The following is a 19,947-nucleotide window of genomic DNA, read 5'->3' as shown; positions in this document are numbered from 1 at the left end:
TTTATTTTTTAATACACACTAATTTCATTTCTGTCATTTCTTCTATTGCATATTTAATCCCTTCACGGCCTGTGCCACTCTCTTTCACACCGCCATAAGGCATATGATCTACTCTGAACGTTGGAATATCATTAATCATGACACCACCGACTTCTAATTCATCAATTGCACGCATTGCCTTACATAGATTGTTTGTAAATACACCTGCTTGTAATCCATAACGTGAATTATTTACTTGTTCTAAAGCCTCATCAAATTCTTTAAATGTATTTACAGTCATAAGTGGACCAAATACTTCTTGGCACTGAACAGATACATAATCTGGAACATTTGCTAATACAGTTGGTTCAAAAATCCTTGCATCACGTTTGTTACCACCGTATACAACATTAGCTCCTTCCTTAACTGCCTCTTCCACCCATGAATTTATACGTTCTACATCTTTTTTTGAAATAAGTGCTGATACATCTGTTTCTTCATGAAGCGGGTCTCCTACTACAACGTTTTCCATTGCTTTCGTTAATTTTGTAATAAACTCTTCCATTTTGCGTTCATGCACAAAAACACGTTGTACTGAAATACAAACTTGTCCATTATTCACAAACGCGCCCCATTTTACACGTTCAATTATTTCGTCTGTCAATTCAACATCTTCATCAATAATTACTGCAGCATTCGATCCTAATTCTAACGTCACTCGTTTCAACCCGGCTTTTTCCTTAATTCCAATACCTACTTTCGGACTTCCTGTAAAAGTAATACTAGCAACGTTCTCATCTTTTACTAATGCCTCACCTACAACAGATCCAGGTCCAGAAATTATATTGAAAGCTCCCTTTGGTAAACCAGCTTCTTCAAATAATTCTACCAATGCATACGAAGAAAGTGGCGTTTGGTCGGCAGGCTTTAGCACAATAGTATTTCCAGCCGCAATTGCTGGGCCTACCTTATGTGCTACTAAATTAAGTGGAAAATTAAATGGTGTAATAGCACCAATAACCCCGATTGGTTGTCGAATTGTATACGCTATACGGCCACCTGCTCCTGGTGCAGCATCTAATGGTAACGTCTCACCATATATTCGCTTCGCTTCTTCAGCTGCAAACTTATATGTTTGAACAGTGCGATCTACTTCTCCACGTGCAGCACGAATTGGTTTTGCAGCTTCTTTTGCGATAATCTCTGCAAACTCTTCTCTTCTCTCATCCATTTTTTGTGCAACCTTTTCTAAAATAGTTGCACGGTCGTATGCGGATAATTTTTTCATTTCTTTCATTGTATTTTTGGCCGAAACTATTGCTTCCTTAACGTCATCTTCTGTACCTTGCGCAATCTCCGCTAATGTTTCTTCAGAATATGGTGCATACAATGGTTTATACGTCTCTACTGATTTCCATACCCCATTTATATATAAATGTTTTTTCATAGTGGTTCTCCTTCCGAATATATGTATACAATAATACATTTCATTTATTTCACCTGGTGAAAGGTCTGACTTGTGTAATTGTATCATAGCCCTAATACATCAAAAAAACATTTTGCTCAAAAAAACTCTGCTACAAAGCAGAGTTTACGAACTAATTTGTTCTTGGAGCGAAATCTTTTTTTCATCTCCTACAATAACAATCGATTCTGAAGGTTTCGTTACTTCTAATCTCTTAATATAGTGTCCATCTAATTTTTTCACGCAAAATTTATAATTTTCAATCTCAATGGTATCACCCTCGGAAATCTCAATATTTTTTGTTAGGATCCAACCGCCAATCGTATCAACATCATCGTCGTCAATAGTCAAACCTAATAATGCGTTCACTTCACTAACAAGTACTTTTCCCTCTAAAATCGTTTTCGTCTCACTAACTTGTTGGATTTCCGGTTGTTCATCAGTATCGAACTCATCTTGAATATCCCCTACAATTTCTTCTAAAATATCTTCAACGGTTACAAGACCTGATGTACCACCATATTCATCAATTAATATAGCGATATGCGTTCTTTCTCTTTGCATTTTTAAAAATAGATCATGAATTGGGATAGATTCAATAACTAAAATAATTGGCCTAATATATTGCTCCACTGTCTTTTCACTAACAACTCGGTGCTTCACAAAATCTGTAAATATATCTTTAAAATTCACAAAGCCTATTACATGGTCCTTATCACCATCAACAACCGGATACCTCGTATATTTTTCATGAGACATTTTTTGTAAAGCCTCTTCAGCAGGCATTTCTTTATTTAAAATATTCATCTCTGTTCGTGGTACCATTATTTCTTTCGCAATACGATCATCAAATTCAAATATTTTATTCACATACTTATATTCAGATTGATTAATCTCACCATTTTTATAACTTTCTGAAACTAACAACCGCAATTCTTCTTCTGAATGCACTTCATCATGCCCTTTTGGTGGTTTCAACCCAAGAAACTTTGTAATTAACCGAGCTGATCCATTTAAAATCCAAATGAATGGGAAAGCAATACGATAAAACAAAATGAGTGGCTTAGCAACAAAGAAACTCACTTGTTCTGCTTTTTGAATCGCAAATGTTTTTGGAGCTAACTCTCCTACTACCACATGGAAAAATGTGATAAACAAAAATACTAAAATTATAGCTAAAATGTCTGCGAGTTGAGTAGGGACGTTCCAATTTGCAAACAACACATCAAACATGTGCTTTAGCGCAGGTTTACCAGACCACCCAATCCCAAGAGCTGTAACAGTTATTCCTAATTGACAAGCTGATAGATATTCGTCTAAGTTTGTAATGATTGTTTTGACAGATATTGCACGATTATTTCCTTTTGCAATTAAATAGTCAATTCGTGAACTCCTCACTTTAACAATTGCAAATTCTGCTGCAACGAAAAATGCCGTTAAGGCAATTAAAACAATCACTATACTTATACTATATATGTCCAAATACTTTTCCTTACTTACAGTGTAAGCAAGGAAGCCACCTCCTACTTAAATTTATTCAAGTGAAGTAAGCATTCTTATACTCTAATAAAATTCTACATTAGTAACCACCTTTTTATATATTATATGCATACATAAAAAAGATATTTATAATTATGATAATCTAATTAGCTTATTATCGTCAAACTATAATAAACCCAATTTTCCGATAACTAAGAATGATTTATATAAATAGTATGTGCTAAACAGCTGAACTTCGTGAAAAAACACTTTCTTTGCCGATTCCACACTTCTTTTGTCACACCTGAAGGGAACTTGCTACATAACTAGAAATCATTCAACAGGATATATATAGGAGGGATTATTTTGGAATATAAAACACCATTTATCGCAAAGAAATTAGGTGTTAGCCCAAAGGCTGTTGTCCGGATTGCACAACAATTAAATCTTACGATTAAAAAAAATAAATATGGTCATTTTATTTTCACACAAGGTGATTTAGATCTAATGTTAGAATACCATCGCTCTCAAATGGACCAGCCTCAAAACTCTCAAACTACTCAAAAACCATCTTCAAATGATGTAGAAAAATTAAAAACTCAAGTAAACACAATTGTTCAAAACACATCATCGAATGATTTTGAGCAATTAACAGCTCAATTTACCACAATTACGAGAAGACTAGATCGAATGGAAGAACAAATGCAAGATAAAGCAAATGATGTCGTTACATACCAACTTTTACAACATCGCCGCGAAATAGAGGAAATGTTAGAACGAATTCAAAAACTAGAAGCCGCCCTAAAAAAAGAAGAACCAATATACATTACTCCTGATGCAAAACCAACATATGAAAGAGAAAAGAAACCGAAGCGTCGTAAAATGATTTTTAGTATATTTGGACTATAATATTTTAGACCCTTATTCTGAGAATAAGGGTCTACTTTTTGTATGAAAACAGATGCCCGTAATAAGTAACTCTTCTTCATGCTATACATATTCATATATTTTCATTTTGTTAACATAATATTTTTACTGTATTCTGCAATAAGTGCCTGCGCATGAGCATTCCCTTGAATAATATCACGGAATTCTTTCAAAGAATACAGATGTGTAGCCCCTTTTCGAGCATGAATTCGCACTGGTACACCTTGTAAAGTATCATGAAACTGGAATGGACTATCTACCGGTTCGATTGGAAAACCGAGTGTAAGTAAATACATATACATTCTTTTTGTAACTGCTGCAATATACCATTCCGCTTTCGTCTCTAACGCATGCATAAATAAAATAGCTGCCAGCCTTTTGAAATGTCCTCTCCCCCGAGACGTTTTCGCAATACTTAACTTTCCTATTTCATACACATTTTTCAAATCTTTCACTAAATCATTTTTAGAAAACGGATAGAAAAACTCAGAATTTGATTGTTCAGGTACTGTAAACTTAATACATTCTACTGTACCAATATGATGTTCATCTTCTATTAATAAAAATCGTGATGGATTTAAATTACGTTCTACAAACATTAAGTTTCTTTCTTCACAAAAATCTCCCCACAGTTGCTCGAACCAAAAATGCTCTTCCTTTGTTTGAACACGCTGGAACATATTTAACCGCCTTTCCCATCGCCGCTCTGTTTTTGATAACGCTTTCACTTACTATCATATAAGAACAAATCTTCGTATGCAACTAAAAATATTTATGTCTTATTATATTCTGCAAAATGAATTAAATTCCTACTTATTAGTCATTCATACACATGTAAAAACCCTTAATTCCCCACACTATTACAAACATAAAAAGATTCAATTACTCTAATAAAAAAATGATAATCACTATCAAGTTCGAACCGTATAATGTGTCTTTCCGTACTGCATATAATTCTTCTTAACCTAAAGAAATCCTTCATTAAAAAGGATTTCTTTTACATTTTATTACTTTTTAACCATTTCTCAAAAATTTGAATCATCCCATGCTTCCCAGCCAACTTCTCTTCTCCTTGTTTCGTTTTATATGGATATAGTTGTAAAAACACTCCACATCCAGATTCAATTTTTTTACTATGCATATGGCTACCTGGATATACACAAATCACTTCATAAATCGCTCTTCGCTTAAAAATTCTTTTGCCATTCTGTTCTTCTACATACTTAATAGACCAGTATTTATACATTTGCTCCGTTGCTTTCGTATTACCTACAGGCTGAAAAATATTGTACATAGGACTATATTTCACTTCGATAATAATAGAAGATTTATATACATACTTCTCTTCTTCCTTTACATAACAATCTAAACGAATATCCGGCTTCTTTGTGTCCTCTCCGTTATAAAAATTACTTCCTTTGCTTAGTGCAATAAGAGGGTGTGTTTCAATTAAATCATTAAACGCGACGTGCACTTTTATATCATCTCGATGTAAAATCACTGTCGTTCCATCTTGTAATCCGTCTAAATAAAAATGTTCTTGTATTTGTTCACGGATAGGATTCTTATCTTCAAATCCGATTTGTTCTAATATAGAAATAACGATAAAAAAAGAGTAATACTCATACACTAAAAACGTTGGTTTATATACGAATAATAAAGATGGAGGTTGCTCCGTATGTTGCGGTAACAATTCTAAATGGTGGATTAATTGTTGATGCGGTATAGATAAAGTGTTCGAATTAATGGTAGCTGTTTCAGAAACTTCCCTCCAAAATGGAGAATACAATAAATTTCGAAAGTATTGCACACTTTCATATACGATATGAGCTAATATTTTATATTCTTGTATTTTCACAGAACTTTTCCGTAAATCTGCTTCTTTCAGTAAATGTAGATTTCTATATTTTTGTTTTTCCCTATCCGTCACGGATCCATTTCGTTCAATCGTTTTCATAATTGTTTTAACAGCTTGAAATTCATCTGACTTTTTCTTCTTTTCTCCTTCTAGTATTTCAATAGTTTTACGTACAAAAATTTCTGCTTCAAGTAAATAATAATAGAATTGCATCGTTTTAAATTTAAGAAATGCATTTTCAATACTATTTTTTTGCTCCTTAAATTTACGGTTGTAATATTTCGCATAAAGCTTTCTTTCTGTCATAATGGCAGTTTTTCTCGTTGTCTTCCGCGCTTTCGTTTCCCATTCATATTCGTGTACAAATTCCGCATTCGATTCTACTTTTTTAAAAATTTGTTTTATTCTTTTCATTTTTTGTGGCAACTTTCTTAACAATACCAAATAAGAAGAATCTTCAATATCGCTAAGTGCTGAGAAAGTTTTCTTGTAATAACCTCTATCTAAAATTAACTCGTTTAAAATTGACTTCACATAATCTTGAATCATTTCAAATTGGTCATCAAAAAAGTTTTTAGGAACCACTTGAAACGCACCATAATAAGTTTTATCTTCTATACGCACTTCAAAATGGTATAAGCCACAGCGCCACGGATAAAAAAATTCAGTTTTTCCATGTTCATACACTAATACTCTTTGTTTTTTTTCATTTAATTCATATTGTGACTCTTTTATATTCTTTTGTCCCTCATATACTTTATTCCATATGAATGTAATATCCATTGGATTTTGATAATGGAAATGTAATTTCAGTGGTTTTAATTCCTGTACTTTATAAATACATTGAACTAATGCTGTAGTAGACGTACAAAGCCGGTTTAAAAGGATAAAATCGCCTTTCCCCTCAGTACCAATAATTAGCTTCAATACAAACGGGAGCGTTTCTTTCGTATCGACGATTGCTGTTTCATAACGCTCCTCATTTTGCATAGCCATACAGCTCCAGTTCTCTACGCTTTTGTCTTATATAAGCTAAAGAATGTTCAAATGTAGATACACGATTTGCAAGCGGAGACTGTAAAAGTGGTATCAATGTCGCTCCCCTTTTTGCTTCTTCAGAAAGTAGAGGGCCCACTGTCATTTCTGTCCCCCTTAATTTCGTTAATACACGCTGCTTTATTTGCAAATCAAAACCTTCTTCCCTGCTAATCATATAAGACTGATTATTTTGGAACGGTATATTTTGCAAATACGTAGCGATTGCGCTTGCACATCGGAAAGAAATTCCTTTTGATATATCGTGTGATGATAATACATCATGTAACTTATCCAATAACTCTAATTCCTCTTCAGTATACACTTCGATCATCTCTTTATTCCTAAACCAATTGAGTCGAAATTCTCCCGTTGTTACTTTCAGCGGAGGTTGCTGAACAACTTTCTCATGTTCTATACTCATCTCGCAAAACGGAATTTTTTGTAATGTAATCAAATTTGTTCGATCTAATAATCGATCGGAAAGCTCTTTCGTCGTTTCATCAAAATTTACAGTGCCTACGAAAATAATATTCTCACCAATTTCCACTGAAGGTGGAATTTGATTTTCTATTTCTTGTACTTTCTCATACAAACTCAAAATACGATTTTTCTTTTCAAGTTGAAGAACGGATAGAAACGGAGTAAACCAATGCTCAATATGTGACATGTTCATTTCATCGAACACAATTATATACAATTGATTTGGATTTTCTTTAGCCTTTAACAATGTCCGAACTAACTTCGTTTCACTTTCAATAAAATTACCATTCGGATGAAGGTAACCGAGAATATCATGTGGTTCTTGATACGATGGTGAAATCGGAATCCAAATTAATTCTTCCCCATAACGTAAACCAAGTGATTCTGCATAAGCTTGCACAAAGCGTGATTTCCCAACACCTGGTATACCACCAACAATTGTTAACATATTGGTTTTAATACTAATGTGAAAATTATATATATCTGTATCATCCAAATATAACCCTTTATTACGAACCATACTTTGTACATACTGCAAAAAAGAGGATTCACGCTCATCCCATTCCCAGTCATCCTTTTGCATTTTAATATCTTCTACTTCAACTAACTTACCTTCTTCAGCAATTCGTTTATTTAGTTGGTCATACACATTTTCACTTACAAAATATAAATGATCATCTACTGCTATTTCTACATGTTTCATCCAATCGTTTATTTCAATATATTTGCATTCTTTTCTTTGCTCAAAATATGAAATTGAACTTATTGATGATTTTAACGATAAATTTCCATATAGCCTTCCTTCATGCCACAATAATTCTGGAGGCTCAAAGTCTTTTGGTAATTTAGGCATAAGAAATGATAAATAACCGTTGCTTAACTTCCGTTCCAAAGACGCTCTCTTTTTATAATTTGAGACCTTTGGTGAAGGAATCACTTTATATGAAGATGCTATTTCCCGAGGCTCTTCTGTGCACATTAATTCCAGAAATAAATTTCCACGATCATAATAAAGACGAAACATAACCAGTTGCTTTTCTAATTTATGCTTCTTTAAATCAGTAAAGATTTTTTCATTCTTTTTATTACTGCATAATCCTTCAAACAAATATTTTCCAGTCGGAAATAACTCTTGTAAAGTTAAAGGTATTGAAGAAAGACATTGTACAAAGAAATTTTCTCCATTCTTCTCTCCCTCAGCTTTTGCAAACTTACCAATAAACCTCATATAATACATTCGCTTTATAAAACTTGGATGAAGAGCTTTATGTAATTTCAACGTAGTCACCTTCTTTTTTTCATACTATCCTTATTGTATGAACTACAATCTAAAACTAGAAATAAAAAACCTGACGTCATCCGTCAGGTTCAAAATTAAAACGTATATTAATGAGAAGGAAATGCTTTTTTTTCTTGCAAAATGGCATTATGAGCGATTTTCATTTTAGCAAGTACGTACCGTAATCGATCTTCGGCATTTTCATCTTTATTTTGCTGCAAACTCGCCAAATTCTCTACAGAACTCGCTAAATTTTCAATCACGCCTCGAAGTTCAGGATGATGATTAAAAAAAGATTCTTGTACTAATACTTTCCTTAAATCACTAGCTAAATCCATAATTCTAGACAACTGTTCTTTTTCTTCCATTTTCATCCCTCCTGAATATCTTATGTATTAAATATTCTCTAGACAAGGAAAAAAGCCCTTTAAATTAAAAGGACTTTTACATTTTTATAGTTCCTGTCAGTAACATATAAAGTGATGTAATAGCTGCAATAACAATTGCCCACATCACATATCGCTCTTTGCCTACAAAACAACGATTCCCTTTTTCTTTTCTTGCAAACATATACACGAGAATCCCAATACCATATACGATTGAAACAAGCAATAAATTCTTTAAACCAGCTGCATAAATTAACCATACAGAGTATAGGGAAGCAATTAATGCTAACAATCCATTTTTTACTCTCGCAACTTTCAGCTCTTTCGTGATGACTAATTTCAATTGAAATAGCGCTGATAATAAGTACGGCAGTAATATAGATGTTGACGCAATAAAATACATAATTTGATATGTCGATTGTGAAAACAGAACGATTATAAATATAGTTTGGGCAACGATATTTGAAATCCACAATGCCATATGCGGCGTTTGTTTCTTATTTGTTTTCGTAAAGACTTTCGGAAACACGCCGTCTTTTCCTGCTACGTGAGAAATTTCAGAAACAAGTAAAAACCAGCCAATTAATGTACCTACAAGTGACGCAACTAATCCAATATTAATTGCCATTGCACCCCATGGCCCAACAACATGTTCTAATACATGTCCCATTGAAGGAGTCTCTAATACTGAAAGTTCTTTTCTTGTCATGGCTCCCATTGACAGAACAGAAATTAAAATATAAATAGACATTACTAAAATAAGTCCAAGTACTGTCGCTTTTCCAACGTCTCTACTATTTTTAGCTCTTCCTGATAATACAACTGCTCCTTCAACCCCAATGAACACCCAAAGGGTTACAAGCATTGTATTTTTCACTTGACCTAGTACAGAGGAAACTGAGATAGTTCCTTCGCCCCAAAAGTCATGTGTAAATGTATCCCAGCGAAACGCTGTTACCATCACGACAATAAATAATAAGATCGGAACTAATTTCCCAATCGTTGCGATAACATTCATAATGGAAGCTTCACGAATTCCAAATAAAATTAGAAAATGCAATGTCCATAATAAAAGTGATGCACCTACGATTGACGCAACATTATTTCCGCCTTTAAAAATTGGGAAGAAGTAACCTAATGTACTAAACAGTAACATAATTGTTGCAACATTTCCTAAAATCCCTGCTAGCCAGTATCCCCAAGCACTGTTAAAACCAATATATTCACCGAATCCAGCTCGTGCATAACTATAGATTCCGCCCTCAAGCTCCGGTTTTTGTCTTGCTAACGTTTGATATACGAGCGCAAGTGGAATCATTCCCATTGCTGTAATACACCAACCAATTATCGTTGCACCACTATTTGCTCCTACTGCTAAATCATGCGGTAAACTAAAAACACCGCCACCAACCATCGTTCCAACTACTAATGCGATTAACGGAAAAAATCCTAACTTCTTTTCTATTTGTACCACCCCATCTGTCATTCTAGGTGTTATGTTCGTTCAACTATTAAAGTCACCTTTTTCTCTAATAGACGTTTCTCTTATATTTTTTCAGGAAAACATTACTTATTCTAAAAGAAAATGAAGAAAAATGGAATACTTTTTTGAAAAAATGTATAAGTATGCACAAAAAAACCGTTCATTTTGTAATGAACGGTCATTTCATACATATAAAATTGTATATTTATTGTAAAATTAACGAAGTAACTTCTCTTTTTGTAAAAATTGTTTTGCGACTTCTTCGCTACTTTTCCCATTCACATTTACTTCATAATTCATTTTTCTCATTTCTTCATCTGTAATCTTTCCAGATAATTTATTTAATACTTTTTCGAGTTCAGGATATTTCTGTAACGTCTCTTTTCTTAATAATGGTGCTCCTTGATAAGGCGGGAATAGTCCTTTATCATCTTTTAGCACTTTAAGCCCATATTGCTCCAATTCACTATCTGTTGAATATGCATCGATTACGTTAACATCTCCCGATTGTATTGCACTATAGCGCAGTTTCGGTTCCATCGTTTTAACATTTGAAAACTTATAGTTATATAATTTTTGCATTCCTTTATAACCATCTTCACGATCAGCAAATTCTAATGTAAATCCTACTTTAGCTTCCTGTGCAATTTTTCCTAAATCAGAAATTGTATTTATGTTATTTTGATCTGCTATTTTTTTCGGCATGGCTAGTGCGTATGTATTGTTATACTCCATTGGCTTTAACATAACCATATTATATTTCTTTTCCATTCCAATACGAGCTTGTTCATATACTTCATCACGATTTGTACTTTTCGGTTCTTCTTTCACGAAAGTAGATAAAGCTGTACCTGAAAATTCTGGGTATATATCTACTTCACCTGATTTTAACGCTTCGAATACAAATGCTGTTTTTCCAAGGCCTGGCTTTAATTCCACTTGTAAATCTGTATCCTGTTCAATAAGTTGCTTGTACATTTGAATTAATATTTCTGGTTCAGATCCAAGTTTACCAGCAATAACTATGTCTTTCTTTTCGGTATTCCAAAGAAATGGAGCAGCTATCATTACTACAACTATACATATCGTCAATATAACGCGCTTAGAAGAGCGTTTCGGGCTCTCAAGTACGCGAAGTACTATATCAAAGAATAAAGCGAGTAACGCAGCTGGTACGGCCCCTAAAATGATAAGCGCATGGTCATTTCGATCTATGCCTAATAATATGAGCTTACCGAGCCCACCAGCGCCTATTAAAGCAGCTAATGTAGCCGTTCCAACAATTAATACCATCGCTGTACGAATACCAGCCATAATAATTGGCAATGCGAGCGGAAGCTCTACCTTCCATAATCTTTTCCAGCTATTCATCCCCATAGCTCTCGCCGCTTCTATAAGTGATTCATCTAATTCCCGTATTCCTGTATATGTATTTCGTAAAATAGGTAATAGTGCATACACAACTAATGCGATTATAGCTGGCAGTTTTCCAATTCCTACTAACGGAATTAATAGTCCAAGTAAAGCAAGTGAGGGCACTGTCTGCATAACAGCAGAAGTCCCTATAATAAATTCAGCCATTCGTTCTTTTCTCGTTAATATAATGCCGAGCGGCACTGCAATAATTACTGCAAAAAATAGTGAAATAAGCGATATTTGTAAATGCTCACTTAATGCACTTAGCAATTCTACTTTTCGTTCTTGGAACGTTTGAATAAAATCAGTCACTGTTTAGCCTCTTTCCTTCATTTGTTCAACAATGTAATTGACAATATGACGACTTGTTAACGCTCCAACATATTGACCATGCTCTTCAACCGGCACTGACTCTTCAGTTTGTAAGCGGACTAGTGCTTCTTGTAATGACGAATGTAAAGATAAAGCATTCCCTTCAACTCGTATACCCTCGTCTAGTGGCAATACCTCTTCTATACTCTTCCCCTCATACCAAGGTCGTCCACGATTTCCAATGAACTCCTCTACAAACTCATTTTTCGGGTTATGTATAATTCCTTCTGGTGTATCTAATTGAACAACTTTTCCTTCTTTCATTACACAAATACGATCACCAAGTGATAAAGCCTCTTGCATATCGTGCGTTACGAACACGATTGTTTTTTGAATCTTTTTTTGCAGTTGTACGATATCCTTCTGGAGCTGCTCCCTACTTAACGGATCTAACGCACTAAATGGTTCGTCCATAAGTACAATTTTCGGGTTTGCGGCTAATGCCCGTACGACACCAACACGTTGTTTCTGCCCTCCCGACAATTCATCTGGCATACGATCACGATATACATCTGGATCGAGCCCAACCATCTGTAGCAAGTCATCGACACGTGCTTTTATTTCCTTTTTGGTCCATTTTCTCATTTCAGGGACAACTGCAATATTTTCAGCAATTGTCATATGTGGAAACAGCGCAATCTGCTGCAACACGTACCCTATATTCCAACGTAGTTCGTTTATGTTATATTGTTGAATATCTTTTCCATCGATTAAAATTGATCCTTCCGTCGTTTCAATTAAACGGTTAATCATCTTCATTGTCGTTGTTTTCCCGCAACCACTCGGACCAATGAGAACAAAAAATTCTCCTTTTTTAATTTCTAAATGTAGTGAATCCACTGCTTTTGTGCCATCTTCATACGCTTTTGACACATGATTAAATTGAATCACAGACACAACTCCTTTCATGTTGTTTCCTTTATTTTGATGGAATATAACATTCATTTCAAATGATACGCTTTATTATACAAAAAAAGAGCTCTCATTTGAGCTCTAACGGTCGAACAATATTGTTTTCATAATTGCAGCATATTCACGCACATACGCTTTTTTCTTAGAGCGTCTCGGTGTTTCAGCAGCCAAAGCTTCCATCTTTATCCCTAAACGCTTTGCAATTATTTTCGTTCGATATAAATGATACGTATTACTTACAACTACCGCATGCTTTACATCATATAAATCCATACTAAACTTTAAATTTTCATACGTATTTGTAGAGCGGTCTTCAATTAAAATACGATTCTCATCTATACCATGTACCATTAAATAGTTTCTCATACTGTGAGCTTCCGGTATATCTTCATCTTCCCCTTGACCACCTGAAACAATTACTTTCACCTCAGGGTGAGCATGTAAATATTCCAACGCTATATCCAAACGATTTTGAAGAGATAAAGACGGTCTATCTCCAAATAACTTTGCACCTAATATAAGAACGTATGGAGAGTGATTACTCAATGTTTCACGAGCAACTTTATTCATTCGAAACGTCATATAAATGATGTATAGCGGAGGTAGTAATAAGATTATAAGCAATATCCATTTGTTCATAAATAAGTTAACACTCCCTTTCTTTTTATTATATAGAAAAAGAAAAGGAGGCAGAAGTATTTTTTAAACAATTGATTTATTAGACACATTCGCTTCCGTTTTACGTTTTGAAATTACATAATAAAAAGCAATCCCTAATGATAGGATCAATATACAGCTCAGTACGTAAAACGGGATCATTACCCCTGCTTTAGATACGCCTGCCGTAAACAACATTAATAATACAATTCGAATTCCTGTGCCAATTAATCGAAATAAGCTGTCCACACGTCCCATTACTTCGTTTGGGATTTCTTCCATCATCAATACATTTCTCGCCACTCGTGTTCCAGCATTTCCAATCGCATGGAAAATCGCTAGTCCATATAATAACATAATGGAAGGCTCAATAATCATTGCGGTAATTGAAATTACATAAATAACCATCGTCATAACGATTGAAATTTCTATTTTGACATATTTCATCATGACTGGAATACTTATTCCTGCAAGAACCGCTCCGACACCGTACATCATACCTTCAATTGCGTATACAGAGGCACTAGCTTTGAGTATATCTGAAATATATACTGGGATTAAATAATTTGCCATCATGACACCGATAAACGGCATATAAGTCGCTAGTAAAAACCAAAATAACTTAGGGCGCTTTTTCATAAAGTGAATTCCTTCGAACAATTGCTTCTTAAATGTTGCTTTCCGTTTTACTTCTTTTTTCTTTACATACGGTATACATAAGAAAAGAAAAAATGCTCCTGCAAAAGTTAACATATCCACTAACAAGATCCATTTCAAAGAAATAATCTCAATTAAAAAGCTAGCAGCTGCGCCTGAAATAACTTGCGTTAATTGTCCTTGTATTTCCATTGTGCCACTTAAACTTTTATAATGCTCTGATTGAAATATTTCTTGGTTAAATGCAAATATTGTGGGATAGAATAATAGATAATAGAAAGAACCTGCTATATAAATAATAATGTAATGAATAGAATTGTATGATTGCCCAGCAAATCCCCAAATGGCCATCATTCCTATAATGGCTATCCCGATACCTTCGTTACATAACAATAAAGATTTTCTTGAAAAACGATCTATGCTTTGCCCAATGAATGGTGTTAGTAAAAACATGATGAGAGTTGCAACGATAGAAACATACCCAAATGTTGTCTCTCCTCCACTTTCCTTAATTAACAACCACGGAATCGTTATCATAACAATCCCGGAACCAATAGCTGATAAACTATTGGCTCCTAGAATGTAATACAAGCGAGAATCATGATAAAGAGAGGACATATCACTCAACTCCTAATTGTTTTTTCACCTCTTTATATACGCTCATATATGCTTTTAATTCTTTAACTAAATCATGAATTAATGGTTTTGCATCTTCTCCAAGTTCACTATCTTGCACATGTAATCCATCAAGCACGACTTGTTTTGGAATTGCATTTGCGTAAACGCCTCTAGCGACAGTGCGCATACTATTTAATGCGTTTATTCCCCCTTTACCTCCTCCAGCAACTGCTAGTAATGCGACAGGCTTATGGATGAATTCACTGCTACTTAAGTAATCTAACGAATTTTTCAACGCTCCGCTCATCGCATTATGATATTCTGGTGTACATAGTACTACTCCATCCGCAGCTTTCACTAAAGCTTTTAATTTTTTTACTGCCTCTAATTCACGTTGTGATTCTTCTCCATTATATAAAGGCAATTCCGCTACTGCTAAATCGTATAACTCCCCTTCAAATTGCTCTGCAATATATTTTGCCACAACGCGAGTTCTTCCAAATTTTCTTGGTGTACCATTAATTACGACTAGTTTCATAACCATTTCTCCCCTTTGTTTTAAAATTCTACCTTTATATTATCAGAAATTTCTATACAAAATACAGTAAAAAGAGGTAAAAGCTTTCATAAAATAGTATGAGAAATAAAAAAAGAACTCATACTTTCGTATGAGTTTCACAAAACTAATTTTTCACAACCTCATGTCCACCGAATTGATTACGAAGAGCTGAGACAACTTTCCCATGGAATGTATCATCTTCTTGTGAACGGTAGCGCATAAATAATGACATAGCGATAACTGGTGCCGCTGCTTGTAATTCAAGCGCTGTTTCAACAGTCCATTTCCCTTCTCCTGAAGAGTTCATAACACCTTTAATGCCATCAAGTTTCGGATCTTCTGCAAATGCTTTTTCAGTTAAGTCCATTAACCAACCACGGATAACCGATCCGTTTGCCCATACTTTTGCAACATCTTCATAATTGAAATCAAAATCACTTTTATCTAGTACTTCAAATCCTTCAGCGATTGCTTGCATCATTCCGTATTCAATACCGTTATGAACCATTTTTAAGAAATGCCCACTACCGACGCGGCCTGCATATGAATAACCATTTTCTACTGCTAAATCTTTAAATAAAGGTTCTAGTTGATCATAAATTTCTTTTTCTCCACCAACCATTAAGCAAGCGCCGTATCTAGCTCCTTCTACACCGCCTGATGTACCGATATCTACATAATGTAAGCCAAAGCTTTTCGCTTCTTCAGCACGGCGTAACGTATCCTTATAGAATGAATTTCCACCTTCAATAACGATATCGCCTTCCTCTAATAATGGATATACATCTTTTAGTACTGACTCAACAACTTCTCCTGCAGGTACCATTACCCAAATTGTACGAGGTGCTTCTAATTCAGAGATCATTTCTTTTAATGTATGACGAGCAGTAATCCCTAATTCCCCTGCCTTTTCAACAAGCTCATTATTTACATCGTATACAACTACTTCATGCTTGTCTTCATGTAAGTGTTCAGCTAATGGGAATCCCATTTTTCCTAATCCAATTAAACCTAGTTTCATATTAATCAATCTCCCATTCTATACAAATATATTTAATAACGAAATTAATCCAAGTGCTACAACAGATAATATTGTCTCCATTGCGGTCCATGTTAATAATGTTTCTTTCACAGTCATTCCGAAATACTCTTTAATCATCCAAAATCCAGAATCATTTACATGCGATAATATTAATGACCCTGCTCCTGTTGCAAGTGCCAGTAACTCTACATTTACTCCTGGTGTACTTGCTGCAATCGGTGCTACAATTCCAGCTGCTGTCATCATAGAAACAGTAGCCGATCCCGTTGCAACTCGGATAAGTGCAGCAATTCCCCAACCTAATAATATCGGTGAAATATGTGATTCTTTCGCCATCTCCGCAATTGTAGTTCCGATCCCAGAATCTAATAACACTTTATTAAAGGCACCACCTGCACCGATAACTAACAGTATGTTTGCAATTGGGCCTAAACAATCATTTGTAACTTGTAAGACTTTGTCTTTAGAAAACCCTTTTGCATAGCCAAGACTAAAGAAAGAATATATCGTTGCAATTAATAATGCGACTATTGGATCTCCAATAAAATGCAATACTTGTGCAAGTTGGCTTGTTTTATTTAATGCTACTTCCGCTATCGATGCACCTAGCATAAGAAATACTGGAAGTAAAATAGTAAACAATGTATTTCCGAAGCTAGGAAGTTCCTTCTTCTTATCTCTTTCAATAAATTGCTCCGCTATATCTAACGGTACTTCTTTATGTATACGAGCACCAATCCATTTCCCGTAAAGCGGACCTGCAATTATTGCAGTTGGAAGTCCGACAATTAATGCATACAAAATTGTCTTCCCTACATCTGCTTTAAATATACCTACCGCTGCCATAGCTGCTGGATGCGGTGGAACAAGTCCGTGTACAACCGAAAGACCTGCTACTAGCGGAATACCGATTGTAATAAGTGATACCCCTGTTTCTAACGCAATTGTAAATACTAACGGAATTAATAGTACAAATCCAACTTGGAAAAATACCGGAATCCCTACTATAAATGCAACGAACATCATTGCCCAGTGAACACGCTTTTTCCCAAAACGTCCAATTAATGTGTTAGCAATTCGTTCAGCACCGCCAGACTCAGCCATCATTTTTCCAAGCATTGTTCCTAAAGCTAAAACAATCGCTAAAAACCCTAACGTATTACCGAGACCTAATTTAATAGAATCGATAATCCCCGGATGTTGTGGTGAAGTTCCAATTAAGGGCATCCCCATTGCTAGCCCAACTCCGATTGCTGTTAAAATTAACGCGACAAATGGATGCCATTTTACTACCGTAATTAGTAAAAGTAATATAACAACAGCCGCTAGTACGATCCCAACTACCATTTCTCCCAATCCCCCTATTGTTTACGTTGGAAAGCGGCTATACAATCAAATTCTTCTTTCAAACGATTGTAAAGTCGTTCATACATATAAAACATCTCTAAATATAAAGCCGTATTTTCTTTATTCGGTACATGGTGATGGACAATATCAATCCAATCCTTCACCTCTTCAAGAGAATCAATTTTCCCAATTGCATACAAAGCAAGTGCTGCTGCCCCAAGCGCAGATGCTTCATGACTTTCTGGAACAAGCAATTCTTTCCCCATCATGTCAGATAACATTTGTCTCCAAAATGCAGATTTCGCAAAGCCTCCTGAAACACGTATTTCAGTAAGTGGCCCTGTACAATCTCGAATGGCAAGTGCTACTGAATACACACTCATACAAACACCTTCCATAACTGCTCGTATGAAATGTTCACGTTTATGCTGAAGGTTTATCCCGAAGAATGTACCTCGAGCATTTGCATTCCAGTAGGGTGCACGTTCTCCAGATAGAAACGGTAAAAATAGTAATCCATCTGCTCCAGCTGGTACACTTTCTGCATACTTAATTAATAAATCATAAGGATCAATTCCAAGCTTTCTTGCTACCTCTTGCTCTGGGCTACCAAATTCATCACGTAACCATCTAAGTAATATTCCACCGTTATTCGTTGGTCCGCCGATCACCCAGTGCTCATCTGTTAATGCGTAACAAAAAGTTCTTCCTTTTTCATCTGTATTAACACTCGATGAAATTGTTCGAACCGCACCACTTGTCCCGATCGTAATTGCAGCTGAGCCAGGTGATATTGCACCGACACCTACATTTGCAAGAACACCATCACTTGCACCAATAACAACCGGAGTATCCTCACTAATACCCATCTTTTGTGCTAATTCCGGCTTCATTCCCGATAAAATATATGTAGTTGGTACAGGTGTTGATAATTGTTCTGGTGACATATTTAACATAGTTAAAACATCTTCATCCCAGTTTAATGTTTTTAAATTAAATAACCCTGTAGCAGATGCGATAGAATAATCAACTACATAGCGTGAAAATAATTGATAAATGACATACTCTTTAATGGAAATAAATTTATGAGCAGTTCTAAATAACTCCGTTTCTTCTTCTTTCATCCACAATAATTTAGAAAGTGGTGACATCGGATGAATCGGTGTACCAGTTCTTCTATAAATGTCATGACCATTCATTTGTTGTAATAGTTTTTCTGATTGCTTTGTGCTTCTATTATCTGCCCAAATAATAGAGCGCGTTAACGGCGCACCGTTTTCATCTACAGCAATTAAGGCATGCATCGCTGTACTAATCCCGATAGAAGAAATATCTTCCGGTGACACATTACCCTTTTCAATGGTAACGCTTACAGTTTTATATACAGCAGCACATATTACATCAGGGTCTTGCTCAGCCCATCCGACGTTCGGTTGAATAATTGGATAATCAATTGCATGTGAAGCAATGACTTTTCCTTTCTCAGTGAATACAACCGTTTTCGTACTTGTGGTACCGATGTCAACCCCGATTACTCTCCCCCTTGTTTCCATGCGAACCTTCCCTTCGTTTCTAGCAAAATACGATCTAGTAAACCGTTTACATGAATTAGTATATAAAATATTTTTTCATAAATCAAGTTACAAGAAGAAAATTTTTTTCAAATCAAAATGTAACCCCCATTTTATTTCACTTATCCATACACATAGATCGACTAAATCTTTTGTTTAGTATTTGCTGGTTCGTTGCACGAAACCAACATCTCTCGTAAGATATTTGGAAATAAAAAGCTTTGAATTTCTCAAGCAAATAATTGTAATTCATTGGATACAGAAATAGACATACAAAAACGCCATCCTTTCCTGTGATTTTACAGAATGAATAGCGTATTTTGTAACGGGAACATAAAGTTTGATAAATTAATATAGATAAACTTAATAAATGAACAAAAAGAAAGAGCGTTTTAACAAAGGATTAATTATTATTTGTATTT

The 19,947-nt window shown here is 35.0% G+C and carries 16 protein-coding genes; 1 reads left to right on the top strand and 15 read right to left on the bottom strand.

The genetic code is table 11. The features are described 5' to 3' along the window. Position 1: 1 nt before the first annotated feature. Positions 2-1,426, bottom strand: a complete 1,425-nt coding sequence (locus QCI77_RS11340) for an aldehyde dehydrogenase family protein (protein ID WP_353824929.1) — start codon at positions 1,424-1,426, stop codon at positions 2-4. A gap of 144 nt (positions 1,427-1,570) precedes the next feature. Further along, positions 1,571-2,926: a hemolysin family protein gene (locus QCI77_RS11335; protein WP_002127238.1), complete on the bottom strand. Its 1,356-nt coding sequence runs from the start codon at positions 2,924-2,926 to the stop codon at positions 1,571-1,573. A gap of 363 nt (positions 2,927-3,289) precedes the next feature. Here QCI77_RS11335 and racA point away from each other — a divergent pair, with 363 nt between their 5' ends. Then, positions 3,290-3,832, top strand: coding sequence for a chromosome-anchoring protein RacA (gene racA / locus QCI77_RS11330; protein WP_002012665.1), 543 nt, complete (start codon positions 3,290-3,292; stop codon positions 3,830-3,832). 101 nt (positions 3,833-3,933) lie between these two features. On the opposite strand, the gene QCI77_RS11325 is transcribed toward racA, so the two are convergent. The 13 genes from QCI77_RS11325 to gntK form a co-directional block, all read right to left on the bottom strand. Beyond that, entirely contained in the window at positions 3,934-4,530 is a 597-nt protein-coding gene (locus QCI77_RS11325; protein ID WP_113768894.1) for a hypothetical protein, read from the bottom strand. Between the two features lie 317 nt (positions 4,531-4,847). Further along, positions 4,848-6,698 carry a hypothetical protein gene (locus tag QCI77_RS11320; protein ID WP_353825765.1) on the bottom strand — a complete coding sequence of 617 codons (1,851 nt, stop codon included), beginning with the start codon at positions 6,696-6,698 and terminating at the stop codon, positions 4,848-4,850. Then, entirely contained in the window at positions 6,688-8,505 is a 1,818-nt protein-coding gene (locus QCI77_RS11315) for an AAA family ATPase (RefSeq protein WP_113768893.1), read from the bottom strand. The genes QCI77_RS11320 and QCI77_RS11315 overlap by 11 nt, the downstream gene beginning before the upstream one ends. A gap of 107 nt (positions 8,506-8,612) precedes the next feature. Then, a complete protein-coding gene (locus tag QCI77_RS11310) occupies positions 8,613-8,873 on the bottom strand; it encodes a hypothetical protein (RefSeq protein ID WP_002085825.1) in 261 nt (86 codons plus the stop codon). A gap of 76 nt (positions 8,874-8,949) precedes the next feature. After that, positions 8,950-10,377 carry a basic amino acid/polyamine antiporter gene (locus QCI77_RS11305; protein ID WP_113768892.1) on the bottom strand — a complete coding sequence of 476 codons (1,428 nt, stop codon included), beginning with the start codon at positions 10,375-10,377 and terminating at the stop codon, positions 8,950-8,952. Between the two features lie 213 nt (positions 10,378-10,590). Continuing rightward, complete coding sequence (locus tag QCI77_RS11300; RefSeq protein WP_113768891.1) at positions 10,591-12,102, bottom strand: ABC transporter permease/substrate-binding protein; 1,512 nt, start codon at positions 12,100-12,102, stop codon at positions 10,591-10,593. A gap of 3 nt (positions 12,103-12,105) precedes the next feature. Further along, positions 12,106-13,053 carry an ABC transporter ATP-binding protein gene (locus QCI77_RS11295; protein ID WP_033709046.1) on the bottom strand — a complete coding sequence of 316 codons (948 nt, stop codon included), beginning with the start codon at positions 13,051-13,053 and terminating at the stop codon, positions 12,106-12,108. Between the two features lie 102 nt (positions 13,054-13,155). Continuing rightward, on the bottom strand, positions 13,156-13,713 hold the full coding sequence (locus tag QCI77_RS11290; protein ID WP_002127228.1) for a YdcF family protein: 558 nt from the start codon (positions 13,711-13,713) through the stop codon (positions 13,156-13,158). A gap of 63 nt (positions 13,714-13,776) precedes the next feature. After that, a complete protein-coding gene (locus tag QCI77_RS11285; protein ID WP_353824927.1) occupies positions 13,777-15,006 on the bottom strand; it encodes an MFS transporter in 1,230 nt (409 codons plus the stop codon). Between the two features lies 1 nt (position 15,007). Then, positions 15,008-15,544, bottom strand: coding sequence for an NADPH-dependent FMN reductase (locus QCI77_RS11280; protein WP_002031805.1), 537 nt, complete (start codon positions 15,542-15,544; stop codon positions 15,008-15,010). 145 nt (positions 15,545-15,689) lie between these two features. Further along, positions 15,690-16,586: a phosphogluconate dehydrogenase (NAD(+)-dependent, decarboxylating) gene (gnd, locus tag QCI77_RS11275; protein ID WP_002085837.1), complete on the bottom strand. Its 897-nt coding sequence runs from the start codon at positions 16,584-16,586 to the stop codon at positions 15,690-15,692. A gap of 18 nt (positions 16,587-16,604) precedes the next feature. Then, positions 16,605-17,954: a GntP family permease gene (locus tag QCI77_RS11270; protein ID WP_002141651.1), complete on the bottom strand. Its 1,350-nt coding sequence runs from the start codon at positions 17,952-17,954 to the stop codon at positions 16,605-16,607. A 14-nt stretch (positions 17,955-17,968) separates the two neighbouring features. Further along, complete coding sequence (gene gntK, locus QCI77_RS11265) at positions 17,969-19,507, bottom strand: gluconokinase (protein ID WP_353824926.1); 1,539 nt, start codon at positions 19,505-19,507, stop codon at positions 17,969-17,971. Between the last annotated feature and the right edge of the window lie 440 nt (positions 19,508-19,947).

The sequence above is a fragment of the Bacillus cereus group sp. MG9 genome, from assembly GCF_040459995.1.
Classification (GTDB): Bacteria; Bacillota; Bacilli; order Bacillales; family Bacillaceae_G; genus Bacillus_A; species Bacillus_A mycoides.
This window is presented reverse-complemented; position numbering and strand designations above follow the sequence as displayed.